Origin of the sequence: [Scytonema hofmanni] UTEX 2349, assembly GCF_000582685.1 — a bacterium.
In the GTDB taxonomy this organism is placed as follows: domain Bacteria; phylum Cyanobacteriota; class Cyanobacteriia; order Cyanobacteriales; family Nostocaceae; genus Hassallia; species Hassallia hofmanni.
This window is the reverse complement of record NZ_KK073768.1, coordinates 2,383,937-2,408,495: the sequence shown is the minus strand read 5'-3', so window position 1 is coordinate 2,408,495 and position 24,559 is coordinate 2,383,937. Positions and strand designations below refer to the sequence as shown.

General features: G+C 40.3%; 24 protein-coding genes. 11 read left to right on the top strand and 13 right to left on the bottom strand.

From position 1 onward, the window contains the following. Positions 1–61 precede the first annotated feature (61 nt). Positions 62–583, top strand: coding sequence for a hypothetical protein (locus TOL9009_RS0115705; RefSeq protein WP_242055682.1), 522 nt, complete (start codon positions 62–64; stop codon positions 581–583). A gap of 57 nt (positions 584–640) precedes the next feature. Beyond that, entirely contained in the window at positions 641–3,064 is a 2,424-nt protein-coding gene (locus TOL9009_RS39350) for a tetratricopeptide repeat protein (RefSeq protein WP_038296377.1), read from the top strand. A gap of 32 nt (positions 3,065–3,096) precedes the next feature. Here the strand turns inward: TOL9009_RS39350 and TOL9009_RS45710 are convergent, their stop codons facing one another. The 3 genes from TOL9009_RS45710 to TOL9009_RS0115690 form a co-directional block, all read right to left on the bottom strand. Next, on the bottom strand, positions 3,097–3,288 hold the full coding sequence (locus TOL9009_RS45710) for a hypothetical protein (protein WP_144238253.1): 192 nt from the start codon (positions 3,286–3,288) through the stop codon (positions 3,097–3,099). A 188-nt stretch (positions 3,289–3,476) separates the two neighbouring features. Continuing rightward, positions 3,477–3,878, bottom strand: coding sequence for a type II toxin-antitoxin system VapC family toxin (gene vapC, locus TOL9009_RS0115695; RefSeq protein ID WP_029633634.1), 402 nt, complete (start codon positions 3,876–3,878; stop codon positions 3,477–3,479). Next, positions 3,875–4,069: a type II toxin-antitoxin system VapB family antitoxin gene (locus TOL9009_RS0115690; RefSeq protein ID WP_029633633.1), complete on the bottom strand. Its 195-nt coding sequence runs from the start codon at positions 4,067–4,069 to the stop codon at positions 3,875–3,877. The genes vapC and TOL9009_RS0115690 overlap by 4 nt, the downstream gene beginning before the upstream one ends. A 1,050-nt stretch (positions 4,070–5,119) precedes the next feature. Here TOL9009_RS0115690 and TOL9009_RS0115680 point away from each other — a divergent pair. The 5 genes from TOL9009_RS0115680 (at position 5,120) to TOL9009_RS0115665 (ending at position 10,694) form a co-directional block, all read left to right on the top strand. After that, complete coding sequence (locus TOL9009_RS0115680) at positions 5,120–5,551, top strand: hypothetical protein (RefSeq protein ID WP_029633632.1); 432 nt, start codon at positions 5,120–5,122, stop codon at positions 5,549–5,551. Between the two features lie 87 nt (positions 5,552–5,638). Continuing rightward, positions 5,639–7,699: a tetratricopeptide repeat protein gene (locus tag TOL9009_RS0115675; protein ID WP_260675900.1), complete on the top strand. Its 2,061-nt coding sequence runs from the start codon at positions 5,639–5,641 to the stop codon at positions 7,697–7,699. Between the two features lie 410 nt (positions 7,700–8,109). Beyond that, on the top strand, positions 8,110–8,277 hold the full coding sequence (locus TOL9009_RS47360) for a hypothetical protein (protein WP_186227572.1): 168 nt from the start codon (positions 8,110–8,112) through the stop codon (positions 8,275–8,277). Between the two features lie 562 nt (positions 8,278–8,839). After that, positions 8,840–9,610: a hypothetical protein gene (locus TOL9009_RS39345; protein WP_029633630.1), complete on the top strand. Its 771-nt coding sequence runs from the start codon at positions 8,840–8,842 to the stop codon at positions 9,608–9,610. Between the two features lie 94 nt (positions 9,611–9,704). Beyond that, the gene (locus TOL9009_RS0115665) at positions 9,705–10,694 is read left to right on the top strand and encodes a sucrase ferredoxin (RefSeq protein WP_029633629.1); all 990 of its coding nucleotides are present in this window, start codon (positions 9,705–9,707) and stop codon (positions 10,692–10,694) included. Positions 10,695–10,820: 126 nt separating this feature from the next. Here TOL9009_RS0115665 and TOL9009_RS0115660 read toward each other — a convergent pair whose 3' ends face one another. Beyond that, positions 10,821–12,704, bottom strand: a complete 1,884-nt coding sequence (locus TOL9009_RS0115660) for an ABC transporter ATP-binding protein (RefSeq protein ID WP_029633628.1) — start codon at positions 12,702–12,704, stop codon at positions 10,821–10,823. A 79-nt stretch (positions 12,705–12,783) separates the two neighbouring features. Here TOL9009_RS0115660 and TOL9009_RS0115655 point away from each other — a divergent pair, with 79 nt between their 5' ends. Both TOL9009_RS0115655 and TOL9009_RS0115650 read left to right on the top strand, forming a co-directional pair. Next, on the top strand, positions 12,784–13,287 hold the full coding sequence (locus TOL9009_RS0115655) for a GNAT family N-acetyltransferase (RefSeq protein WP_029633627.1): 504 nt from the start codon (positions 12,784–12,786) through the stop codon (positions 13,285–13,287). A gap of 177 nt (positions 13,288–13,464) precedes the next feature. Next, positions 13,465–14,346, top strand: a complete 882-nt coding sequence (locus TOL9009_RS0115650; RefSeq protein ID WP_029633626.1) for a class I SAM-dependent methyltransferase — start codon at positions 13,465–13,467, stop codon at positions 14,344–14,346. Positions 14,347–14,519: 173 nt separating this feature from the next. Here TOL9009_RS0115650 and TOL9009_RS0115645 read toward each other — a convergent pair whose 3' ends face one another. Further along, positions 14,520–15,311: a methyltransferase domain-containing protein gene (locus TOL9009_RS0115645; RefSeq protein ID WP_029633625.1), complete on the bottom strand. Its 792-nt coding sequence runs from the start codon at positions 15,309–15,311 to the stop codon at positions 14,520–14,522. Between the two features lie 16 nt (positions 15,312–15,327). Further along, the gene (gene hisG, locus TOL9009_RS0115640) at positions 15,328–15,972 is read right to left on the bottom strand and encodes an ATP phosphoribosyltransferase (protein WP_029633624.1); all 645 of its coding nucleotides are present in this window, start codon (positions 15,970–15,972) and stop codon (positions 15,328–15,330) included. 240 nt (positions 15,973–16,212) lie between these two features. On the opposite strand from hisG, the gene rppA reads away from it, so the two are divergent. Then, the gene (gene rppA, locus TOL9009_RS0115635) at positions 16,213–16,905 is read left to right on the top strand and encodes a two-component system response regulator RppA (RefSeq protein WP_029633623.1); all 693 of its coding nucleotides are present in this window, start codon (positions 16,213–16,215) and stop codon (positions 16,903–16,905) included. Positions 16,906–17,340: 435 nt separating this feature from the next. Here rppA and TOL9009_RS0115630 read toward each other — a convergent pair whose 3' ends face one another. Next, complete coding sequence (locus TOL9009_RS0115630) at positions 17,341–18,360, bottom strand: 1-acyl-sn-glycerol-3-phosphate acyltransferase (RefSeq protein WP_029633622.1); 1,020 nt, start codon at positions 18,358–18,360, stop codon at positions 17,341–17,343. 126 nt (positions 18,361–18,486) lie between these two features. Between TOL9009_RS0115630 and TOL9009_RS0115625 the strand changes: the two genes are divergently transcribed. Next, positions 18,487–18,891: a hypothetical protein gene (locus TOL9009_RS0115625; protein ID WP_029633621.1), complete on the top strand. Its 405-nt coding sequence runs from the start codon at positions 18,487–18,489 to the stop codon at positions 18,889–18,891. Between the two features lie 209 nt (positions 18,892–19,100). Here TOL9009_RS0115625 and arsC read toward each other — a convergent pair whose 3' ends face one another. The 6 genes from arsC to TOL9009_RS0115595 form a co-directional block, all read right to left on the bottom strand. Next, positions 19,101–19,496, bottom strand: coding sequence for an arsenate reductase, glutathione/glutaredoxin type (gene arsC / locus TOL9009_RS0115620; protein ID WP_029633620.1), 396 nt, complete (start codon positions 19,494–19,496; stop codon positions 19,101–19,103). 7 nt (positions 19,497–19,503) lie between these two features. Next, positions 19,504–20,187 carry an arsenical resistance protein ArsH gene (arsH, locus tag TOL9009_RS0115615; RefSeq protein WP_029633619.1) on the bottom strand — a complete coding sequence of 228 codons (684 nt, stop codon included), beginning with the start codon at positions 20,185–20,187 and terminating at the stop codon, positions 19,504–19,506. Positions 20,188–20,207: 20 nt separating this feature from the next. Next, the gene (gene arsB, locus TOL9009_RS0115610; protein WP_029633618.1) at positions 20,208–21,281 is read right to left on the bottom strand and encodes an ACR3 family arsenite efflux transporter; all 1,074 of its coding nucleotides are present in this window, start codon (positions 21,279–21,281) and stop codon (positions 20,208–20,210) included. A 112-nt stretch (positions 21,282–21,393) separates the two neighbouring features. Then, positions 21,394–22,548: an ACR3 family arsenite efflux transporter gene (arsB, locus tag TOL9009_RS0115605; protein WP_029633617.1), complete on the bottom strand. Its 1,155-nt coding sequence runs from the start codon at positions 22,546–22,548 to the stop codon at positions 21,394–21,396. Positions 22,549–22,578: 30 nt separating this feature from the next. After that, the gene (locus TOL9009_RS0115600; protein WP_029633616.1) at positions 22,579–23,640 is read right to left on the bottom strand and encodes a PstS family phosphate ABC transporter substrate-binding protein; all 1,062 of its coding nucleotides are present in this window, start codon (positions 23,638–23,640) and stop codon (positions 22,579–22,581) included. A 117-nt stretch (positions 23,641–23,757) separates the two neighbouring features. After that, on the bottom strand, positions 23,758–24,087 hold the full coding sequence (locus TOL9009_RS0115595) for an ArsR/SmtB family transcription factor (RefSeq protein WP_029633615.1): 330 nt from the start codon (positions 24,085–24,087) through the stop codon (positions 23,758–23,760). Between the last annotated feature and the right edge of the window lie 472 nt (positions 24,088–24,559).

Genomic DNA, 24,559 nt, shown 5'->3' with positions numbered 1-24,559 from the left:
GGAGGGGCTGGGGGTGGGGTGCAATGACTATGGGAATCATAACTAATTACCCGGACACGATATGACTATATTTTTCTGCAAAACCGGAAACGACAAGCTTACACTTGAAGATAAAGATAAGTGTAATCTCGTAGTTAATAGTTTAATTATGGAACCTGTAACATTAACAGCAGTAGCAACAGCGATCGCTACTATAGTTTTAACTAAAGCCTTGGAAAAAACAGGCGAAAAGCTTGGAGAAACTGCATTAAATGAAAGTCATAAGTTAATCGAACAGCTACGCCATAAGAATAAGTTACCATTACTTGCCAATGCAACACAAGAAAATCCACAGCAGCCATTAGATTATGGCAAAGCAGTTCTGGAGTTGAAAGCAGCAGCAGACGCAGATAGCGAAATTGCTTTTGCAGTGCGGGAAGTAGAAGCAGCAGCAAACGCCGATCCACAAGTTGCACCAAAAGTCAAAGAATTAGCAAATGATATCAACTCGCAACCCGCAGGTGTCATCAATTCTACAAAGTTAGCTGAATCGATTAAAAACCTCTTTCAAGGAAATATTACTATTATTGGTGGTAATTTTTGACTACAGTCGTCCGAACGGGAACCGACAAAGTTAAATCCCCTTATAATACCAGATAATTTGCCCTGGAGTGGGGCGACAAAGTTCGTCGGACGTGAAAAAGAACTTGCACATCTCCACCAATTATTGCAGGAAAATGACTCTGTAGCAGTAGCCGCCGTTGCTGGTATGGGTGGTGTGGGTAAAACAGAATTAGCGCTACAATATGCACTTTTACACCGCGAATTTTACTCTGGTGGGATTTGCTGGTGTGGTGTCAAAAGCGGTGATGTGGGTTTACAGGTGGTGCAATTTGCCCGCATTCACCTAGATTTAAACCCGTTGACAGATTTAGATTTAATCGGGCAGGTGAAATACTGTTGGCAGCGCTGGCGTGGTGGTAATGTGTTGCTAGTGCTGGATGATGTCACTATATATAAGGATATTCAGCCCTATTTACCGCCCTCATCTACCCGATTTAAGGTGTTGATGACAACCAGAAAGCACTTTGGGAAGATTCCTAAATTACCATTAGATGTGCTGCAACCACAAGCCGCGCTGGAGTTGTTGGGAAAACTAATTGGGGATGAAAGAATTGACCTAACCCCCCAACCCCCTTCCCTGCGAGGGAAGGGGGAGTTCAGTTCCCCTCCCCTCGCAGGGGAGGGGTTAGGGGAGAGGTCAATCGGTGAAGTGGTAGCCTTGCAATTGTGTGAAAGGTTGGGATATTTGCCTTTGGGGATAGAGTTAGTTGGACGGTATCTAGCAAGAAAAGAGGATTTGTCTTTAGCAGAAATGTTGCAGAGGTTGGAGAAAAAGAAACTCAAAGAGCGTTCTTTGTCTCAGCCAGAAGAAAATATGACAGCACAGCTAGGTGTGCAAGCAGCTTTTGAGTTAAGTTGGGAAGAATTAAAGGATACAGATAAGCAATTAGCGTGTTTGCTGAGTTTATTTGCTGCTGCACCGATACCTTGGGAGTTGGTAGAATCTTGTTTACCCGATGTGGATGCAGAAGAGATAGAAGAAAGTCGGGATGATCAACTGCTGAAATTGCATTTGCTACAACGTAAGGAAAAGGGAATTTATCAACTGCATCCACTGCTGCGCGAATTTTTTCAAGCGAAGTTAGAAGCACCACCTTTTCAGGAAAATTCGGGGGATGTTAAACGAGGGTTTGCTAGAGTAATGGTAGCGGTTGCCAAGGATATTCCTGAAACGCCCACTCTTGAGCAAATCAGCGCCGTCTCCCTTGCTATACTTCATTTAGCAGAAGTAGCAAATAATCTTATTCAATACGTCAACGATAATGATTTAACTGGAGTATTTATCGGTAACGCTCGATTTTACGATGGTCAAGGATTGTATAACCAAGCTTTACCTTGGTATAAGCAGTGTCTAGAAGTTACCAAAAAACGCTTAGGAGAGGAACACCCATTTGTTGCAGAAAGCCTCAACAACCTAGCGGGACTCTATAACTCCCAGGGCAGATACAGCGAAGCCGAACCGCTTTTAATTCAAGCATTGGCACTCAGGCGCAAACTGCTGGGAGAAGAACATCCAGATGTCGCCGTTAGCCTCAACAACCTAGCGGGGCTCTACAGATATCAAGGCAGATACAGCGAAGCCGAACCCCTTTACATCCAAGCTTTAGCACTCTACCGCAAGCTGCTGGGAGAAGAACATCCAGATGTCGCACGTAGCCTCAACAACCTAGCGGCATTGTACGTATCTCAAGGCAAATACAGCGAAGCCGAACCCCTTGACATCCAAGCATTGGCACTCAGGCGCAAACTGCTGGGAGAAGAACATCCAGATGTCGCACGTAGCCTCAACAACCTAGCGTTACTCTACTACTCCCAAGGCAGATACAGTGAAGCTGAACCCCTTTTAATCCAAGCTTTAGGACTCTGGCGCAAGCTGCTGGGAGAAGAACATCCAGATGTCGCCACTAGCCTCAACAACCTAGCGTTACTCTACGACTCCCAAGGTAGATACAGCGAAGCCGAACCCCTTTACATCCAAGCTTTGGCACTCAGGCACAAACTGCTGGGAGAAGAACATCCAGATGTCGCCGCTAGCCTCAACAACCTAGCGGCATTCTACGACTCCCAAGGCAGATACAGCGAAGCCGAACCCCTTTACATCCAAGCTTTGGCACTCAGGCACAAACTGCTGGGAGAAGAACATCCAGATGTCGCACAAAGCCTCAACAATCTAGCAGTACTCTACTTTTCTCAAGGCAGATACAGCGAAGCTGAACCCCTTTTAATCCAAGCTTTGGCACTTTGGCGTCAACTGTTGGGAGAAGAACATCCACATGTCGCACAAAGCATCAACAACATGGCAAAACTCTACTACTTACAAGGACGTTATACCGAAGCTGAACCATTGTACCTTGAAGCTTTGGATATTTTTGAGCGACGGTTAGGGGTGAATCATCCCCACACTGTCAAATGTCGTGAAAATTTAGCAAATCTGCGCGATCGCCCCCCCTCAGAACAGTAAAATTTAAGTTCCCAACCTCATCAGTCAAGCTTTTATCTCCAAGGTTCGTGTTCTGAACTCAAAGTTTCTTGTTTCAAGTGAGAACGTTCCTGTTTCAAGTGAGAACGTTCCTGTTTCAAGTGAGAACGTTCCTGTTTCAAGTGAGAACGTTCCTGTTTCAAGTGAGAACGTTCCTGTTTCAAGTGAGAACGTTTCTGTTTCAAGTGAGAACGTTTCTGTTTCAAGTGAGAACGTTTCTGTTCTCAGGTGGAATGATGGTGTTGCCCGTGCGATCGCTCGACTTCAATTGTATAATCATGTGCGATCGCCTGTGAAAACGCACTCCCTCAAATCCAGAATAAACTACACGAAGCTACGAATTTACAGCTTTTATGCAAAGCGTACCATGCTAAAACTTAAAAGATTGGAATTTTTATACTTTTGTTGAAACGGTAAACAACCCAAGATGTTGAACAAATGGCAAGAAATCTTTATCGCTGAACAAAAGTGAGTTTTGGCTTTCAATGCAAAAAGTAGCGATAATTACATCAGCCGTTTTGCGAATACTAATGCCACATTTTCGGAGACTTCTATAGTTGTCAGCACTCTTGAAAGCAAGATTAATACCTAACATTTCAAAAATTGTCAGAGAAGTCAGCAGTTCCTTTGCTGTTTGATAATCGGCATCAGAGCGAAATCCTTGCAGTACCTCAGTCAATATCAGATCACCAATTGCAAGCGGTTCTACTCCCAAAAGTGTATCTAGTTTATTTGTTTCTGGGGTTTCCCTACCGTTAAAATAGTCTATCCAGACACTTGAATCTACAATAATCATGAATTGGTTCTTATCTCATCAAGGTTGCCTTCCCATTGGAGATTACCTCGATAAGCTTTTATTTTTTCTTGTTGCTTTAGTTTAATTAGTGTCTTTAGTCCAAGTTCAATTACTTCTTGTTTAGTCTTAAGCCCAGTTACTTGAATTGCTTCATCTATGAGCTTTTCATCAATAAAAAAATCACTTTTCATGGTAGATTGAGATATTTGTATTCAAATAACATATCATTTAATGCTATTTAGTATGTGTTGAGTTTGTCAATATCTTTTTGATCGTTCTGAGGTGCAATGGTGATATTGTAAAGCCGATCGCTCTATTTTTGATTTTAAACCACGCTCATGCGATCGCTCTCCCTCAAATCCAGAATAAACTACACGAAGCTACAAATTTACAGGTTTTATGCAAAGCGTACCATGATAAAACTTGAAAGTGCGATCGCCGCTAGTGAGGGGCTGATATCTTGCAGCAATCTCGATTAGCAGCATCACCCACCCAGAAATAAATTTCTGGGCTAATAGCTTAAGTCCATTGAAATGGACTGAAATTCTTTCTCAGTCGTCTTTAGACGACTTAAGCTATTAGCCTCAGAATTCATTCTGAGGCGGTTGTTGAGAATGGTGCAAGATGTCAGATTAGGTAAAAATGCCATTTGACTTTCTCAAAAGAAGCTTTTGCTTTCTCATTTCGGTGTTTTCCGCAAGCAAAAGAAGCTTTTGCTTTCTCATTTCGGTGTTTTCCGCAAGCAAAAGAAGCTTTGACTTTCTCAAAAGAAGCTTTGACTTACTCATTTCGGTGTTTTCCGCAAGTCAAATAAGCTTTGACTTACTAAATCTGCCTAAATGTATTTTCATTTGAGTAATTCCCGCATTCATTTTGGTATATCATTGAGCCGAAAGGTGGCGTAGGCATAGCCCGTCGGAGACATCGCTCTACTTTCAAGTGTAAATCTATAGGCGATCGCTATTATATGGTTGTTAATGATGGTGTTCTAAGTGCGATCGCTATTATATGGTTGTTAATAATGGTGTTATAAGTGCGATCGCACTACCTTGAATGCTAAAGTTTATCTTCTACTTAGAATCATTAAACCACCAAAAGCGGATGCAGTATTAAATAATTTTATTTCGTAGTGCGTACTTCAGTCCGCTCTTTTCTTACTATATTTTTATGCTTCACCGGAGAAGACAAGCATACACTTGAAGATAGAAATAACTGTTCTATTGTACTTAAAAGCTTGCTGCATGGAACCTGTAACATTAACAGCTGTAGCAACAGCGATCGCCACGATAGTTTTCACTAAAGCCCTAGAAAAAACAGGTGAAAAGCTGGGAGAAACTGCATTAAATGAAAGTCATAAGTTAATCGAACAGCTACGCCATAAAAATAAGCTACCATTGCTTGCGAATGCAACACAAGAAACGCAAGAGCGATTAGATTATGGCAAAGCAGTTCTAGAGTTGAAAGCAGCAGCAGACGCAGACCGCGAAATTGCTTTTGCAGTGCGGGAAGTAGAAGCAGCTGCAAATGCCGATCCACAAGTTGCGCCAAAAGTCCAGACATTAGCAAATGAAATTAATTCGCAACCTACGGGTGTTATCAGTTCTACAAAGTTAGCTGAATCGATTAAAAACGTCTTTCAAGGAAATACTTTTAATGGAACTAACATCTTTTGACTACAGTCGTCTGAACGGGAACGGACAAAGTTAAATCCCCCCATTAAAATACCAGATAATTTGCCTTGGAGTGGGGCGACGAAATTCGTGGGACGTGAAAATGAACTCGAACTTCTCCACCAATTCTTGCAGGGAAATCATCAAGTGGCGATCGCCGCGATCGCTGGTATGGGTGGTGTGGGTAAAACAGAATTAGCGCTGCAATATGCACTCAAGCAGCGCCAATTTTACTCTGGTGGGATTTGCTGGTGTGGTGTCAAAATCGGTAATGTGGGTTTACAGGTGGTGCAATTTGCTCGCATTCACTTAGAATTAAACCCCTTGACTGATTTGGATTTAGTCGGGCAAGTAGCATACTGTTGGCAGCGCTGGTGTGAGGGTAAAGTGTTGCTAGTGCTGGATGATGTCATTAAATACAAAGAAATTCAGCCGTATTTACCGCCGTCATCCACCCGATTTAAAGTGCTGATGACAACGCGATCGCACTTCGGGCAGATTCAAAAGTTATCATTAGATGTGCTGCAACCGCAAGCCGCGTTGGAGTTGTTGCGAAAACTAATTGGGGATGAACGGGCTAATCTAGAGACTTCGTATTTCGCATCTCTAGCTGAAAGGTTGGGATATTTGCCTTTGGGGTTAGAGTTAGTTGGACGGTATTTGGCAAGAAAAGAGGATTTGTCTATAGCAAAAATGTTGCAGAGGTTGGAGAAAAAGGGACTAAAAGAACGTTCTTTGTCTCAGCTAGAAGACGACATGACAGCAGATAAAAGTGTGGAAGCAGCCTTTGAGTTGAGTTGGGATGAATTAAACGATACAGATAAGCAATTAGCATGTTTACTGAGTTTATTTGGTGCTGCACCGATACCTTGGGAGTTAGTGAAACAGTGCTTACCTAATGCGGATGCAGAAGAGTTAGAAGAAAGTCGGGATGAGAAGCTGGTGAATTTGCATTTGCTACAGCGTAAGTCCAAGGGAATTTATCAACTGCATCGACTGTTACGAGAATTTTTTCAAGCAAAGTTAGAAGCACCACCTTTGCAGGAAAGTGGGGGGAATTTTAAACAAGCTTTTGTCAAAGTAATTATAGCGATCGCTAAATATATTCCTCCAACCCCTACCCTCAAAGAAATCACCACTTTCTCCCCCGCTATGCCTCATTTAGCCGAGGTAGCGAAGAATTTTATCGAATATATTAGCGATGAAGATTTAATCTGGGCTTTCGTCGGTAATGGTCGATTTTACAAAGGTCAGGGATTGTATGCTCAGGCAGAACCTTGGTTTAAGCAGTGTCTAGAAGTTAGTAAAAAGCGCTTGGGAGACAACCACCCCTATGTCGCGCAAAGCTTAAACAACTTAGCAGGAGTTTACAAATGCCAAGGACGTTACGACGAAGCCGAACCATTATACCAACAAGCTTTGGAAGTAATGCGACACCTCCGGGGAGAAGAACATCCCTATCTTGCACCTATTCTCAACAACTTGGCGGAACTCTACCGTTCTCAAGGACGTTACAACCAGGCTGAACCATTATACCAACAAGCTTTGCAACTGAGGCGACATCTTTTGGGAAAAGAATATCCCGCTGTTGCCGAAAGCCTCAACAATTTGGCATTACTCTACTATTATCAAGGACGCTATAGTGAAGCCGAACCTCTAGCACTGAGAGCAATAGAACTAGATAAGCAATTTTTAAAAGAAAAGCACCCTGATTTAGCTACAGATATTCACAATTTGGCTTTGATATACCGCGCTCAAGGACGCTATAGCGAAGCAGAACCATTGTTTCTGGAAGCTTTGAAACTCAAACAGCTTCTACTGCCAGAAGATCATCCTCTTTTGGCAGATACTATCTACGCTCTCGGTTATATGTACAGAATTCAGGGTTGCTACACTAAAGCAGAAGAATTTTCCATCAAAGCATTGGAACTCGATAAACGCTTGCTGGGAGACAACCATCCCTATGTCGCGCAAAGCTTAAACAACTTGGTGGAACTCTACAAATCTCAAGGAAGTTACAGCCAAGCCAAACCTTTACTGCAAGAAGCTTTAGATATTTTTGAGCGTCAGTTAGGTGTGAATCATCCCCACACTATCACTGTTCGTGAAAATCTGGCAATTCTTCAGACTGAGATAACTTTTGAGGAATAAAATTCAACTTCTCAGCTTCAAGTTATCCACGCTCATGCGATCGCATGAGCTATGTGTGCGATCGCGCATTATATTTAAACTAAAATAAACCGTCTAGTCATAAAACTTCTCGTACCACCAGAAGCGATGGTACTTAAAAAATACTTAAGCCAAGAGCGATCGCTCTTAACGTAAACTTTTTGATTTACTAACTTTGATTGCTGCGATCAACATTTACAGCAGCAATTTGTAGCAGATGTGAATATTCTTTTGCTTAAACAAAATGCTGATTTTTTTAACTATCACCCCTGCGACCTGTCCAACCGCACCAAACTGCTATTAAGCCAAGTTTAAGACTAAACAAGTTCTCATAAAGTACCGGGTATTAGCTCACTAATCGCGATCAATTAAATATCCGAGTGGCTAAACCAATGAAAATTTTATCACTATTGTTATTTAGTGCGATCGCCTTGACGATGCCAACGCTAGCAAATGTTCATGAATCACCCAGCTATGGCTTATCTAATTCAACAACCGATTCCGATTGTACTTATCGCGGGGCTAGTCGCCGTGAAGATTGCATCTACCTCTTGCGGTAGATGATAAAACGCCAAAAAACCGGGTATGCCTTTGAAGCTAACCCGGTAGCTTGCTTCCTGCTTTGAAAAGACATTACGCCGTCAAACCTATCTACAGTATTGACTTGTATTTAAGCGGAAATGGTGTAACACAACTAAAACCATTCATACCGTTTTTATCTGAAGATGCATATCATTTCGCCTGCCTACTGGTTCGCAAAAGCCGGCTAGGCAGGTGCGGTTTCCCGTCGGCACTTAAAAAAGCTTCAAACGGATAAATACCTTTTAAACCCCATACTTTTTTGAGAAATATTGTCTATTATATAGATAGAACTGATGGTTACTATTGTAACTTTTTGATAGCATAAAAAAGCACATTACCTTGATTTAACAGGGTTTTGGGGATTTATCAGCCAAAGAAAAATCATAAATGTTATCAAATACTTGCTTTTGTTATTGACTTCAGTTACAGTCAATGCAGATCCCCACCGGAAACTTGTACTGTCAGGTAGGGGGTGAGATGTCAACGACTTAAACCAACGCTGGTTTATTTTTTTCTCTTTAATTGATAATATTTAGCAATATGTTCTTAAAGCAAATATTAAAACTATATAGTCTTGAAGAATTGTTAAAGAAATCCGGAGCAAGAAAAGCAGTATTTTTTTGCCAAAAGTTTACAAATATTTTCAATTTATATCAGTTAAAGTGCCGACAGCAGTGCTTGAGATTAGATCAAAAAGTTGGCGATGAAAGTATAAATAGCAATTTCATTAAGTGTTGTAAAAAAGCTGATTGGGATTATGCGATCGCTTTCAATAAAAAAGCTGTGCATCTAACTTTACAAGCGTCTTGGCAAATTGGTATTGACTTTTTCGCAAAGGTAATTAAAGAGTTTTTTTTATCAACGTGGCATAAGAATATACCTTTAGGTGTAGAGACAAATGCTGTAGTAAATTATATTTATATATTAATAGAAAATTCTTGTAAAAGAATTTATTGTGATAATTATCACAAGTATTCTAATAGCTTCAGCAAGCTGAAAGCTAGATACTGTCTAGATTATCAGGCAAGATTCAATATTTTTGACTTTGGTTGTGTAACAAAGTTTATCAAGTCCAAGTTTCTGCCATTCAAAATTCATGAACTGCCAGATAGCATTGTATGCAAAATAAACATTGCAGTTGAGAAAGTATCTATTTGTACGCTTAACTCTATTAGAGAAAATATCTTTAAAAAAGAGACATTTCCTATAAATGATGTTATAAAGTGGCTACCAGGTTTGAGTTGGAGAATATATATCTTTCCTTCATTGTCTTGCTTGGTATCAAAGGCAGCAGTTTCTTTGGATGAGTAGTGAAAAACATTGTTAAGAGGAAAGTTTTGTAATGAAAATAACACTTTCATTTAGAGAAAATTGATTTATCAAATACACAACTCAGTACAGGTAGATGACTCATTTATTTTGTTCCGACCATTCAAAAGAAGTAGGAGAGGATCTTATTGGTAGCGCCACCAACTACCAAACTTATGTTTTAATAGAGTGTCCTCCACCTTGGCATTCGGAAGCTTTGAATTCCAGATGGGTGCCCAATAGTCTGAAAGTTTTAGTCGAAGAAGTAAAGCGGACTAAACAGCCGATAAGATTTCTCTTGATTGCTAATAATGAATCCCATAAAATAGACCACACCACATTGTTGATTTATCATCAACAAGAAGGTCTTGGCAATGGATATCGCAAACAAGAGTTTAAACTGCCAAATATTGAGCAAGCAGCACCTACTATCAGAAAATGGTTATCGGGCAACACTCTCAAGTATGAAGTAAAAACAAGTGTAACCAGAGATATTTTAGTGTGTACGCACGGTAGCCATGATATGTGTTGTGCTAGATATGGCAATCCGTTTTACTATCACGCAGACACTACTATTTCTGATTTGGGTTTGGATGATGTGCGAATTTGGAAATCAAGCCACTTTGGTGGACATAGATTTGCACCAACAGCCATAGACTTACCAGAAGGAAGATACTACGGTGCGCTAGATCAAGAGTCATTCAAGTCGATTTTGACACGCAGCGGTGATATTAATTGCTTGCATAAAGTCTATCGAGGTTGGGGAATTTTGCCATCTGCGATGCAAATTTTGGAAAGAGAATTGATCCTTCGCTACGGATGGGATTGGTTTGACTACAAAGTAGCAGGCAAAATCATTAAGCAAAGCTTAGATAATTGTACAATTGAAGCAGAGCTAACTTTTGAAAAACCGTCTGGTTCTCTCTACACTTATCAGACTCGACTTGTCAAAGACGAAAGCAAAACTAAAGAATTGAAAGGTTCTTGCAATGCTACGAAAGAGTCAGTGTTTGCCAAATATGCTGTAACTAGTCTCAATCTTATTGCTAGCAAGGTTCCAGCTTTTTGTGCATTGCCAAGCAGGTAATGTACAGATAATTCAAGGGTTTTTATCTACCACAAATCTTATTAATATCATGTCTGGTAAATTACTTACTAATGTAGAGAGACGTTCCACCGGAACGTCTCTACAAAGACGATACGAATAGCGGAATTAAGTAGTTCCTAACATTTGTAAGTTGTGTAAAGTGGCGTAAAGTCCTTCTTGTTGCAGCAACTCTTCATGACTTCCCTGTTCGATTAATTCTCCTCGCTTCAAGACAAAAATTCGATCTACATTGCGAATCGTAGACAGACGGTGAGCAATAATAATTGCAGTACGTTCAACTAAAAGCTGATTTAATGCTTGTTGAATTAAAGCTTCGGTGCCTACATCTAAACTAGCGGTTGCTTCATCTAATACCAAAATTTGCGGATTGCGAATTGCAGCTCGCGCAAACGCTAAAAGTTGCTTTTGTCCGCTGGAAAGATTTGTACCTCTCTCCCTAAGTTGGGTATCGTAACCTTGAGGGAGATTTTCAATAAATTCGTCAATGTTTGTTTTTTGTGCTGCTTGTTGAATTTGCTCAAAGGTGTAACTGTCTCCTAAAGTGATATTGCTTTTAACATCACCTGCAAACAAAAAGCCTTCTTGCAAAATTACTGCCATGTATCGTCGCAGTTCTGCTTGGGTTACTTCGCGAATATCTACACCATCTATTAAAATGCGTCCTTTGCTGGGTTCGTAGAGACGACACAAAAGACGGATAATTGAACTTTTACCTGCACCTGTGGGACCAACTAATGCTATTTTTTCACCTGGATGAATGGTAAAATCTAAGTCTTTAATGACATATTCATCGTCTTTATAGGCAAACCAAACATGTTCAAAGCGGATTTCTCCTCTTGCAGACTTACCATTTGCTGTTTGAGAATTTAAGTTCTCTACGATATCGTCGATATAACCAAATTCTGAATCTAAAAAGGAGTATCGCGGATTAGTCCTATCGCGTATTTCTATCGGTTCATCTAAAATATCGCTAACCCGCTCAATCGCAGTAAAACCAGCTTGAATTGTTGTGAATTTTTCCGCAAATTGTCGCAAAGGATCGAACAATCGCTGGGCATACAAAATAAATGCCGATAACGTGCCAAATGTCAACTGTTTATTTAATAACAATAAACCGCCGATACATAAAACACTGGCGATCGCTATTAAAGAAATCCATTCCAATGTAGCGGAAACTGCCGAATCAAAAAAGATGGTTTGATCGACTTCTTTGACGTAATCTTGGTTTGTGTTACGAAACAATTGGGCATTAAATTTTTCCCGCCGGAACAACTGTACAACATTAATGCCAGTAATATTTTCTTGCAACTGGGAATTCAGGACAGAAAGTTCTTCCCGCACTTTGTAATTAGCTTTGCGAAACTGTTGCTGAAAGAAAACAATTAACCAGGTGATTGGTATCAGCATCAACAACAATAACAAAGCGAGTTCCCACTGAATAGAAAACATAAAACCGAGAATCACCAGCATCGAAAACAAATCCGAGACTATGCCGATCGCTCCAGTGGAAAAAACATCACCTAACACTTCCACATCGCTGGTGAGTCTAGTAATTAATTTACCAACAGGTGTGCGGTCAAAAAAACGTACCGCTAAAGATGTAACATGAGCGAATAAATCCCGGCGAATTTCGGCGGTGATTTCTTGTCCTAGCTTTTGTACCAGATAACCCTGAAAACCAGTAAATATCAGGTTGATGCTCACCGTTAAGAGCAACAATGCTTCAACAATATTTAGCCCTTGCATTAAAGGGCGATTTCGGAGAAACTCGTAAGTGCTTGGTTCCGAGCGAATTAGGGATATGGCTTGTCCAATTAGCAAAGGTTGTATCGCACCGGCTACAGCGATCGGCACGAGTAACGACATCGAAAGCGCTAGCAGTCGTCCACGTTTTCGTGCGTAGGGTACTAAACGCAAAAATAACCGCCAGTCATTCTCACGACGACGGTTCCCTGTATAGGATTTTTTGAAAGGTTTGGTAGTGCTCATAATAAGAGCATTATATTAATTTTTACAATCAGAAAAGCAACCTTTCCTAATGTATCGTCAATATTCATACTCCCACATCATGCCAGAGATTGAAACCGCCAGATTGCAACTTCGGCAATTTACCTTAGCAGATTTTGATGATTTGTATCGCCTTTACAGCGATCCAGAAGTTATGAGGTATCTGTCGCTTAGAACCAGAGAACAGACACAGGCAAGCTTATGTAAACATATCCAACACTGGCAGGAACATAACTTTGGGATGTATGCCGTAATTGACAAACAAAGCAGTAAAATGATTGGTCGTTGTGGATTAGGTTTTTTGGATAATACGCCTGAAGTTGAACTTGGTTATGTGTTCGACAAATCGTATTGGAATAGGGGATTGGCTACCGAAGCATCTAAAGCGACTTTGAACTATGGCTTTGAGGAAATAAAGTTAGATCGGATAGTGGCGATCGCTAAACCAGAAAATATCGCTTCTGTGCGTGTAATTCAAAAAATCGGCATGAAGTATGAAAAAGATGCTCACTTTTACAATGTCGATGTGGTTTATTATGCGATCGCGCGAGTGAGTTTTAACTGACTGAAAGCCTTACTAAGTTGTCTAAAGACGATTTCAGCTATTAGCCTGATAAATTCATTGGCGGTTGTTGGGATTGGTGGAAGAATCAAATAAACCCAATATCAAGCGAAAATCAGCCATAACAAGATTAAAAGGGGCTATTTGCCTTTATGCTGAGGGAAAGGAGAAAAACGTTATATGAGACAAAATCACACCGATCGCTTTAGCCTGCTAAAAGCCTTGATTTTAGCTTTCTTGATGTTGGCATCCGTAATGCCCCCCAGTGTTATGGCTAACGAGAGCGAAAAATCCACAACTTTCGATGGCACGACAACACTCCAAACCATACTTGCTAGCAGTCATCGCTCACAGAAGAATCGTGACCGAGACAAATATCGCCACCCAGCCCAAACTCTCGAATTCTTTGGTTTACGCCCAAATATGACCGTAGTTGAATTATGGGCGGGGAACGGTTGGTACACTGAGATATTAGCCCCATTTCTAGCACCCAAGGGGCAGCTCATAGTTACTAACTTCGCTCCCAACAATAGTAAACTACCGATGGTGGTTTTCCAACAGAAGCTAGCCTTGGCTTTCCAACAGAAGCTAGCAGCTAATCCAGAGGTTTTTGGTAAGGTTAAAGTCGCTCCAATTAATCCCCCAAAGGAACTTACCCTAGCCCCAGATAACTCTGTAGACATGGTTGTTACCTTCCGCAATATTCATAACTGGGTCAGTGCTGGTTATGCCGACCAGGTTTATGCGGCAGCTTACAAAGCACTGAAGCCAGGGGGCATTCTGGGAGTGGAAGAACACCGTGCTAAACCAGGGACTTTGTTACAAGAGAGTATTAAAACGGGCTATATGTCTGAAGATGGGGTAATTGCTGCTGTGGAGAAAGTCGGCTTCAAATTGCTGGATAAATCAGAAATTAACGCCAACCCCAAGGATACCAAAGACTATGTGGATGGTGTATGGGCGTTACCTCCGACCTTAAGGCAAGGACAAAAAGATCGGCAACGCCTCCTTGCTATTGGGGAGAGCGATCGCATGACTCTTAAGTTCATTAAGCCCAAATAGTGGGACTAACATCAAATAAACCGCCTCAAACTGACCAAATTTGGCGTTACTGATTGCAGTTCAATGCTGCGTTAGACTTGTTTAAGGCACCCGACTGTAGACCAAAGTTGCGATCGCATATCCTCAACTAAAAGTAATTGACACTCTTTGGGTAAGATTTTCGACTATATTTACTATATTTTTGTTGCTGCAACTTCTAGTCTTATCATCGGCACATGAGCAAAACCCTCACTATCTAAAGGATAACTTTCCAGATAGGTATCAACTATTTCTGTAATAATCTCGGATTGTAAATCCTCAGGTACTCTACATACATAATTAGGAGATCCAACCGTTCTAATCCATGCTTGTACTTCTTCTTTTCCTTGATGAATCATGTCTGTAGGAATTAATTCTACTCGTTGTGCTTTCAAGCCAACACTTTTCAGCAAATCCTTATATTCATCGTCGCTAAAAAAATGAGTCTTAAAAGAGAAATTCTCAAAATACTTGCTCCATTTCTCACTATAAATAACCTTCTCGGTAACACGTCCAATCGTCAGAGCATTTCCTTTTCCACCCATTTGCAATAAAATTATTCCAGATGATTTCAGGCTATTTTTAATACCTGCAAGCACTGGAAGATGGTCACTTATCCAGTGAAGACAAGCAAAAGAAACAATTACATCAAATTCATTGTCAAAATTTAGCTGAAGAGCATCTTTTTGCTGGAAAGTCAGATTAGGAAAATTAGTTGCTGGAAACTGACTCTGAGCAAAGTTGATCATATTTTCCGAATTATCAATACCCAGCACCGAACCATTAGGTACATAACTTGCAATTTCCGCAGTAACTTTACCATCACCGCAGCCGATATCGAGAATTCTTTCATTTCCTTTCAAGTCAAGTTTCGCAATTAATTCCCGTGCCCATCTTTGCTGATTAGCAGAATTTTGGTTGTAATCGGCTGCATTCCATGCACACATAAATTTCACCTACATGTTAGATTACGCAAAGAATTTGCTTTCTCACATCTTCAACTAAGTTGTGCAAATTACCTATATTTAGACGATAACTTAGGGGATGGGCAATCAATCGTGCCGTGCTTTCATACAATGTCGCAATCTCAATCAAACCATTTTCGCGCAACGTCCGCCCAGAAGAAACCAAATCAACGATCGCCTCTGACATCCCGGTAATGGGTCCTAATTCTACTGAACCATACAACGGCACAATTTCCACAGGTAAATCTAAACTTTGGAAATATTCACAAGCGCAATTCACATACTTTGATGCCACTCTACCATCAGCAGGTAATTCCAACGCCGAACGGTAAGAACTCGATGCTTTCACCGCCACAGACATGCGACAATAGCCAAACTGCAAATCAACCAAGTGAGCAACTTCCGGCTTTTTCTCCCGCAGCACGTCGTAACCGACAATACCCAATTGTGCCTGACCATATTCTACATAAACAGGCACATCTTGCGCCCTTACCAGCAGAGCTTTTGCTTTGCCTGTGGTGTCAGGAATTTGTAGTTGGCGAGTTCCAGAATCCAAAAAAGCGCTAAAATCTAATCCCACAGATTGTAACAAATGGATGCTATTTTTAAGTAGTTCCCCTTTTGGCAGTGCAACAGTAATCATAAGTAGCTAGATGTTAAATTTATAGCTTACTAATAATATCATGACCGGCTAATCACATATACTGTAGAGACGTTCCGCCGGAACGTCTTTACGACTTTTATTAGACATAGAAGTGAAAATGAATGTAGAGACGTAGCACTGCTACGTCTAATCAAGGGTTCTGGGTAATGCATATTTAATTTTTACCAGATGTCTATTAGTGTTAATTAAACAGACATGATATAACTCATAACTTTTAACATGCGGATTCTTTTAGTTGACGATGAAGTTGAACTAACTGACCCTTTATGTCGCGTGTTAACTCGCGAGGGTTACACTGTGGATGCGGCTTATAATGGGACAAATGGTAGCCAACTGGCTTCTGAAGGCAATTATGACTTACTAATTTTAGATTGGATGCTGCCAGGAAAAACCGGTTTGGAAATTTGTCAGCAATTGCGACGTACTGGTAAAGTCACACCGGTGCTGTTTCTCACCGCTAAAGATACTTTAGATGATAGAGTAGAGGGTTTAGATGCTGGTGCAGACGATTATTTAGTTAAACCGTTTGAATTGCGGGAATTACTAGCACGAGTGCGTGCTTTGTTGCGTCGTTACGCTGGAGAAGCGCAAACCACCATTAGCGGAAGGTTGACTGTAGCTGATTTAGAGCTTGATAGCGAAAATCAAGTAGCCTTTCGCTCAGGACGGATTATAGAACTATCCGAAAAAGAAAGTCAACTGTTGCAATATTTCATGGAAAATAGCGGACAATTGCTGACTCACGCGCAAATTATGCAGCATTTGTGGTCAGATGACGAACAACCCAGCAGCAATGTGATCGCGGCATTAATTCGCTTGCTGCGTCGTAAGATTGAGCTAGCTGGTGAAACGCAACTAATTCACACCGTCTACGGTAAAGGTTATCGTTTTGGTGCTTCTTCAGTGGACTAAGTACAACTTTGCATTAATTCATGACGAAAATTTATCACAAAAACTCTGCGTTACTCTGCGCTTCCCTCTGCGTTCCTTTGCGTTAAAAAATGCGCTCGTTCTTAGGCAAAACTGTACTAAATACAACATTACCCGATGTGTTCTGAACCAAACGACTTGTGTTCTGAACCAAACGACTTGTGTTCTGAACCAAACGACTTGTTTTCTGAACCAAACGACTTGTGTTCTGAACCAAACGACTTGTTTTTTGAACCAAACGACTTGTTTTGTTGAAAAATATTGTAGAAACGTGAAATTTTGCTTCTCTACAAGGGTTGTAGACAACGCACAATTAATTTATCACCTCTGTCTAATGTATCTGGATGCGAGTAATGCGATCGCTACTTTCACCAATCATCGACTATCTACTAACAAATAACAACTATCAAGCATCAACTACAAAAGCTGATTAATTTGACTTTGCAGCTTTTCTCGCAATTGTTGTGCTTTTTGATAAACCACAGTTCTACTTAGTTTATCAGCGTTAATTTCCGGAGTATACAAAGGCTGAATAAAGTAACGCAAATTAGATTTATTTGCCCAAACTCCCATTGAAGGAAAGAGAAGAAAGACGAACATCAAAGGTGATAAAGGCAAAAATGGTAATCTTACTAATCTCTGCAATTTCCGGAAATTAACAGCGAAAGGATGTAAATTTTCGCTACCAATACATACGACTGGGAGAATAGGAATTTGATAGCGATCGCTTAACTGAATAAAACTCAAATCAAACTTTTGCAACTCATATCGCTTTGCCCAACCTTTTATCGGTCCGCGCAAACCTTCCGGTGCATATAAAATAATTTTACCCTCTTTTATCGCCGCTTCAAAGTCATCTTTTTCGGCTTTCACACCACCCAAAACTTTAGACCATCCTGAAGGCAGCCACCAAACCATCCAAGGATGCTCAAATAAAGATACATTCGCTAAAGGTTGTACTACCCATTCGCGTGTTTTACTTAATAAATAACCTACGCTCAAAAAGTCCCACGGAAATGACATACCCGCATGATTCATTGCCACAATCATCGGTCCTGTCTGCGGCAAGTTCTCAAGTTGTTGTAATTCAGCATGGAAATAATCTTTAACAATTACAGTCAGAATTTCTTCTCTAAAAGCTAGTTGATATTTTGGTTCAAATTCATCAAATTGACGACGCGGTAAACGACATCTAAGCCGCAACCAGCGAATTAATAAAGCTAGATAAAATCCACCCGGAATTAAAAATAATAGATACTCTAGCCAATTCCAACCATCTGAATCTGTGTGATAATGTTGCCAATGCCGGTTAAATAAAATCAGCCAACCTGGAGGATACCACAGGCAAAACCAATCAAACCAGGTGAATTTGTAACCCTTATCAGATAATTTTTTAATGTGAGGGTTTAAAAGGTTTTCAGAAGTTTGATTAATCACAACACCTGAGAAAATGAGAAAATTTAGCTTAGTAGAAAATTTTAGCTTTATCTGTTGAAACTTGGCATCATACTATAGATAGAAAATTAAAGCCCTGGCGACTAGAAGTCGTAGCTAAAAACAGCCATGACTCAACTGGAATTAAAAAATCACCAAGTGTGGCAAGATTTAATCACAATTGTAGAAAATATAGACAGTAATGCACTTGCAAAAGAACATCTTGAGGCTTGTGATTATAAAGTGTGCGGCTATTGGGACGAACAAGATGTATTTTATGAAGAAGTTATTTTGCCTCGTACTTTAGAAACACAGTTGCTTAGTAGTTCCATTGGTTTTACGGGTAAGGAACGCTTTTTACAACTTAAGTTTTCCCTCCAAACTACTCTTGCTGCGATGGTTCAACTCAATCCCCAAATTCAAAAAGTTGGTGAGCTTGTTTTAATTTACGATGAAAATCTAGAGTTTTTAGATGAGCGTTGGCTTTTAGATGTTGATTCTCCTTTACTAAGGATGAATGTTACCGAGCCTTAAGTGTAGATGGGCATAAATAAACGCTCCTTAACGTAGTAAGTGGTCGGACAAAAATATTTACAGTCATTGTGTAATTAATTCTGTCTGACTACTTAACAGCTACCCTTCGGGAAAGCTCCGCTAACAGCCGTTAAAATCACGACTCGACGAGCGGTGAACCGCTCACTACGAATCAGGAGAGTATTTTACGTTTAATTTCGCCGACTTATTTAACTTAGGGATTCTATCAACTTTACTACCCGTTGTTTGACTTCATCACGAACGCGACGAAAAGTTTCAATTGGTTGTCCTTCTGGATCGTCTAATTGCCAATCTTGAAAAACTTCTCTTAATACCCACGCTTCAGGTAAATTCACACCACAACCACACAAAGAAATCACCGCATCAAAATCTTCAGCTTGAAAATCAGTTAAAGCCTTAGAAGTTTGGTTACTAATATCAACGCCAATTTCTGACATGATATCAACAGTTTTCGGATCTACATGACTCGCTTCCAAACCTGAACTATTTACAGAAATCTTGCCTTCTCCTAATGTGCGTGCAAATCCTTCTGCCATTTGAGAACGACGAGAATTTTTCTTACAAACAAACATTACTTTTTTCATGATGTTGTTATTTATTGGTAGATTGACTGGTTAAACTTTTATCAGCTTCTAGCGCACTATTAGCGATCGCGATTATCTCTTTGGCGGCTTTTTCCTTACGTTCGCTGTAGCGGTCTGTGAGATAATCAACTTGGTCGCGTAAAAGCAATGTAAATTTGTACAGTTCTTCCATCACATCAACTACGCGATCGCGGTAAGCTGAATCTTTCATCGTGCCATCTTCGTTAAACTCTTGATAAGCTTTCGCAACCGAAGATTGATTGGGAATTGTAAACATCCGCATCCAACGTCCCAAAATCCGCATTGTATTTACAGCGTTGAAAGACTGAGAACCACCGCTAACTTGCATTACTGCCAAAGTTCTGCCTTGAGTCGGTCTAACTGCACCTATACTTAAAGGAATCCAGTCAATTTGATTTTTCAAAATCCCAGTAATATTACCGTGCATTTCCGGTGATGACCAAACTTGACCCTCTGACCACAAACTCAATTCTCGTAATTCCTGTACCTTATAATGAGTTTCTGGCACACTGTTGTGAATTGGTAATTCGCGAGGGTCAAAAAATTTAACTTCTGCACCAAATTCTTCAATAATTCTTGCAGCTTCCTCTGCTAATAAACGGCTATAAGAACGCTCTCTTAAAGAGCCATATAAAAACAATATTCTGGGTTTGTGATTAAAGGTTGTCATTTGCAATAAAAATTATTTAACTACAAGGCTGCTGATGATGCTTGGAAAAATCGTCTTTTTATCCAGAAAGCTGCACTAACTAAAGCAATTAATACTGGAACTTCTACCAATGGTCCAATAACAGCAGCAAAGGCAGCACCTGAGTTAATACCAAATACGGCAATTGCCACAGCGATCGCTAACTCAAAATTATTGCCCGCTGCCGTAAATGCCAAACTTGCAGCTTTCGCATAATCGGCTTTGATTCTCCATGCCATGTAAAAACTACTCAAGAACATTAACACAAAGTAGATAATTAGCGGAATCGCAATTCGCACAACATCCACAGGAATTTGAACAATTAAATTGCCCTTTAAGCTAAACATCACCACGATGGTAAATAGCAAGGCAATCAATGTAATTGGACTAATTTTCGGAATAAATTCATTGTGATACCACTGTTTACCTTTAGCTCTCACCAAAAGAACACGAGTGATAAAACCAGCAAGGAAGGGAATACCTAAATAGATAAAAACGCTGGTAGCAATTTCCCCAATACTGACATTAACAACACTTGCTTTTAAGCCAAATAAAGGTGGCAAAACAGAGAGAAAGAACCAAGCATAAACACTATAAAAGAGAACTTGAAAAATACTATTGAAAGCGACCAATCCCGCTGTATATTCAGTGTCCCCTCTAGCTAAATCACTCCATACAATCACCATCGCAATACAACGGGCTAATCCAATCATGATTAAGCCAGCCATATATTCGGGTTTATCATGTAGAAAAAAGATGGCAAGCACGAACATGAGAATCGGACCAATCACCCAATTTTGCAATAACGACAAACCGAGAATTTTACCGTTACGAAATACATCTCCTAATTCTTCATATCGCACTTTTGCTAAAGGTGGATACATCATTAAAATTAAGCCGATAGCAATTGGAACGTTAGTTGTTCCCACCTGAAATTGGTTAATAAATGCTTCTATTCCAGGGGAGAAATAGCCTAAACCAACTCCAATAGCCATTGCGATAAATATCCACAATGTCAAGAAGCGATCGAGAAAAGAAAGACGTTTTTTAGTCGGTTTATTCGCAATATATTCCACAAAAATCACCTAAATAACTGTAGTGCAATAAATCGTAATTTGGAAAAATAAACAATGTTGTCATCATTGATCTTTTTTGAATTTTGAATTGCCCCAAGGGGTTGACTAGTGATTATTTGAAAGCACTAATACAACGCGGATCTCGCAATGTTGCTTTTTCCGGCTCTCGCGGAAACCAAACGGCTGTACGTTTACAGACTTCAACCAACAACAACATAACTGGTACTTCAATTAAAACACCTACCACTGTGGCAAGTGCTGCACCAGAATTTAAACCAAATAGCGTTACAGCAGTAGCAATAGCAACTTCAAAATGATTGCTAGCTCCAATTAATGCTGCTGGTGCGGCATCTTCATAAGAAATATTGAGTTTAAGCGCGGCTACATAACTAATCAGGAAAATAAAATTAGTTTGGATAAATAGCGGTACTGCAATTAATAAAATATGCAAGGGATTATTCACAATTAATTCTCCCTTGAACGCAAACAGCAACACCAAAGTCAGTAAAAGAGCGGTAATTGCAATTGGACTGAGATACTTTAAAAATCGTCGTTCAAACCACTCTCTACCTTTATGTTTGAAAATCCAGTAACGGCTGTACATTCCTGCTATTAACGGCAAGCCGACATAAATCAGCACGGATAAAAGAATTGTTTCCCAAGGTACTGTTAAATTATTCGCTGCTAGTAACCACCTTCCCAAAGGTGCATACAAAAACACCATTGCTAAGGAGTTCACCGCTACCATCACCAAAGTGTGTCCCTGGTTGCCGTAGGAAAGATATCCCCACATCAGTACCATCGCAGTACAAGGAGCAATTCCTAATAGAATAGTACCCGCAATGTACGAATTTGATATTGCTACTTCGTTACCATGAATTAGCTCAGTTCCCGCAATTAAAGGACGAAATAACCATCCTAAGAAAAACTGTGTAAATGCCACCATTGTGAATGGTTTAATTAACCAATTCACTACCAAAGTCAGAATCACGGGTTTTGGGGCACGTATGGCGTTTACGGCTTGAGTAAAATCAATTTTTACCATGATGGGGTACATCATGAAAAACAAACATATGGCAATAGGAATTGACACTTGATAGACGCTTATAGCATCTAGTGCTACCGCAATTCCGGGGAATAATCTTCCTAGTAAAATTCCCGCCAAGATACAGAATAATACCCAAACAGTGAGGTATTTTTCAAAAAAACTCAAATTACTCCCAGCTTGCACTGAAGCTGTAGTTGCTCGCGGATTATTTGTACCCATCTATATCACCCTAAAATTAAAAGTTGATCGCTAAAACTGCTTTTGTCTGCGTAACAACTCTCCAAGTGTTAAATCTATCTGAGCTTTACCAGCAAACACTGTTCCCGCTTTGCCTGTATTTAAATGAACATTATCGATATGGTAAGCCTCATTTGGTAAAGGCACATATCCTACAGAACTCGCTGTTGTTGGTGCTTTTTGAATGTAAAAAGTTACGAATTTATTCAACGCTTGTTTATTTTTGGCATCCCAAGGATTGACATAGATAAACAAAGGTCGAGACAATGGTTGATATCTAGCTTTCTCTACTGTTTGACGCGACGGTAATACTGCTTCTTTACCGTTATTTACTGCTAGTGCTTTTAACTTATTTTGATTTTTTTCATAATAGGCAAAACCAAAGTAACCTAACGCATTCGCATCTTTGCTGATGCCATTAACTAAAACTTCATCATCCTCACTTGCTGTATAGTCATTACGGCTAGCTTTGGCTTGACCAACGATCGCTTCTGTAAAGTAGTCAAATGTACCTGAGTTTTTACCTGCACCATATAAATTTAATGGGCGATCGGGCCAAGAAGCTCGTACTTGGTTCCACCGGGTGATTTTTCTTTCAGCCCCAGGTTCCCATATCTTTTTCAGTTCTTCAACTGTGATGTCTTTTGCCCAGCTATTTGCAGGATTAACGGCAACAGTTAGCGCATCAAAGGCAACAGGTAGTTCTATGTACCTCACGCCATTTTTATTACACACTGCCATCTCTTCTTGGGTAATCGGTCGAGAGGCATCATTAATGTCTATTTCTCCAGCACAGAATTTCTCAAAACCGCCGCTTGTACCGGAAAAGTTAACTTGAATCTGGGAATTATTCTTTTGATTTTCTTGAAACTGTTTAGCGATCGCCTGCGTTATCGGATAAACAGTACTAGAACCATCAATCTTAATCGTTGCCGTCGCAGCTGTTTCTGAACTGACTGTTGTCGTTTGAGAAATTTGCTGGGTGTTAGCCGATGGGTTGGTTGTCGCAGTACAACTGCAAAGCATCGCAAACATCCCAAACGCGAGAGGCAATTTATTTGCTATTGCGTTCATTGACCTCATACCTATGGGTTATATCAAAAGTATATAACCATCATATCAAAAAAAGTTGATATGAATGATAGATAAAATCTGTAATGTAAGAAATATGCATTAAAAAAACTTGATATGTCATCGGTTATCTTGACAGCAACGAGTAGGTAACAACTGGCTAAAACGGCGGTACTCTGCTAAATATTGCTCTAGAACCAGAAATTGAGACAAGTTAAGACTGTAATAAATCCAGCGTCCTTCTTGCCGGGAGTTTACTAAACCCGCTTCTTTCAGGATTTTGAGGTGAAAAGACAGTTTCGACTGGCTTACTTCTAAAGCATCGCACAAATCACACACACACAGTTCTTGCTCTCGCAGCAGTTCTAGCACACTAATCCTCAGCGGTTCGGAAAGCGCATGAAAGCCAGAAACTATATTTGTCGGAATACTTGCTTTAGAGGTTTGCATGAAATTGGGTTTTGATAAGATTTCGCTATCTGTCTACGGCTCTTGTGGGGTCCAAATCCCCAGAAGAAGGGTGTAGGGTGTTGGGGGTAGGGTGTGGAAATAAAATACGGAGAAAGTTCAAGTAACTCTATATTTCTTTCCCCACACCCCACACCCCTTCTTCTACGCCCTACACCCCACTCAGCCACCCCCCACACCCTGTTCAATTGTTGTATAAGTAGATATGCACGAATAAACCTAGCTATGTAACAAAATGTAAAAAATCCATAACCGTAAGCGAATTGCTTGTCTGCGACACGATGCGCGAACGTCGTGCCTCCTCTCTACGAGACGCTCCGCGAACGCAATGACAGAAATATAGTTGTGTTTATTTACACCCATCTACTTAATGCCAACTGCTCATTATACAGCCTTAAACGGTAAATTCTTATGGCATACAAGGTTTTGCAGTATTTCTGTCACATGGTCTATC

Coding starts and splice junctions, on each gene's coding strand:
- TOL9009_RS0115705 (WP_242055682.1), top strand. CDS start 62: ATGACTATATTTTTCTGCAAAACCGGAAACGACAAGCTTACACTTGAA.
- vapC (WP_029633634.1), bottom strand. CDS start 3,878: ATGATTATTGTAGATTCAAGTGTCTGGATAGACTATTTTAACGGTAGG.
- TOL9009_RS0115690 (WP_029633633.1), bottom strand. CDS start 4,069: ATGAAAAGTGATTTTTTTATTGATGAAAAGCTCATAGATGAAGCAATT.
- TOL9009_RS0115680 (WP_029633632.1), top strand. CDS start 5,120: ATGGAACCTGTAACATTAACAGCTGTAGCAACAGCGATCGCCACGATA.
- TOL9009_RS47360 (WP_186227572.1), top strand. CDS start 8,110: ATGAAAATTTTATCACTATTGTTATTTAGTGCGATCGCCTTGACGATG.
- TOL9009_RS39345 (WP_029633630.1), top strand. CDS start 8,840: ATGTTCTTAAAGCAAATATTAAAACTATATAGTCTTGAAGAATTGTTA.
- TOL9009_RS0115665 (WP_029633629.1), top strand. CDS start 9,705: ATGACTCATTTATTTTGTTCCGACCATTCAAAAGAAGTAGGAGAGGAT.
- TOL9009_RS0115660 (WP_029633628.1), bottom strand. CDS start 12,704: ATGAGCACTACCAAACCTTTCAAAAAATCCTATACAGGGAACCGTCGT.
- TOL9009_RS0115655 (WP_029633627.1), top strand. CDS start 12,784: ATGCCAGAGATTGAAACCGCCAGATTGCAACTTCGGCAATTTACCTTA.
- TOL9009_RS0115650 (WP_029633626.1), top strand. CDS start 13,465: ATGAGACAAAATCACACCGATCGCTTTAGCCTGCTAAAAGCCTTGATT.
- TOL9009_RS0115645 (WP_029633625.1), bottom strand. CDS start 15,311: ATGTGTGCATGGAATGCAGCCGATTACAACCAAAATTCTGCTAATCAG.
- hisG (WP_029633624.1), bottom strand. CDS start 15,972: ATGATTACTGTTGCACTGCCAAAAGGGGAACTACTTAAAAATAGCATC.
- rppA (WP_029633623.1), top strand. CDS start 16,213: ATGCGGATTCTTTTAGTTGACGATGAAGTTGAACTAACTGACCCTTTA.
- TOL9009_RS0115625 (WP_029633621.1), top strand. CDS start 18,487: ATGACTCAACTGGAATTAAAAAATCACCAAGTGTGGCAAGATTTAATC.
- arsC (WP_029633620.1), bottom strand. CDS start 19,496: ATGAAAAAAGTAATGTTTGTTTGTAAGAAAAATTCTCGTCGTTCTCAA.
- arsH (WP_029633619.1), bottom strand. CDS start 20,187: ATGACAACCTTTAATCACAAACCCAGAATATTGTTTTTATATGGCTCT.
- arsB (WP_029633617.1), bottom strand. CDS start 22,548: ATGGGTACAAATAATCCGCGAGCAACTACAGCTTCAGTGCAAGCTGGG.
- TOL9009_RS0115600 (WP_029633616.1), bottom strand. CDS start 23,640: ATGAACGCAATAGCAAATAAATTGCCTCTCGCGTTTGGGATGTTTGCG.
- TOL9009_RS0115595 (WP_029633615.1), bottom strand. CDS start 24,087: ATGCAAACCTCTAAAGCAAGTATTCCGACAAATATAGTTTCTGGCTTT.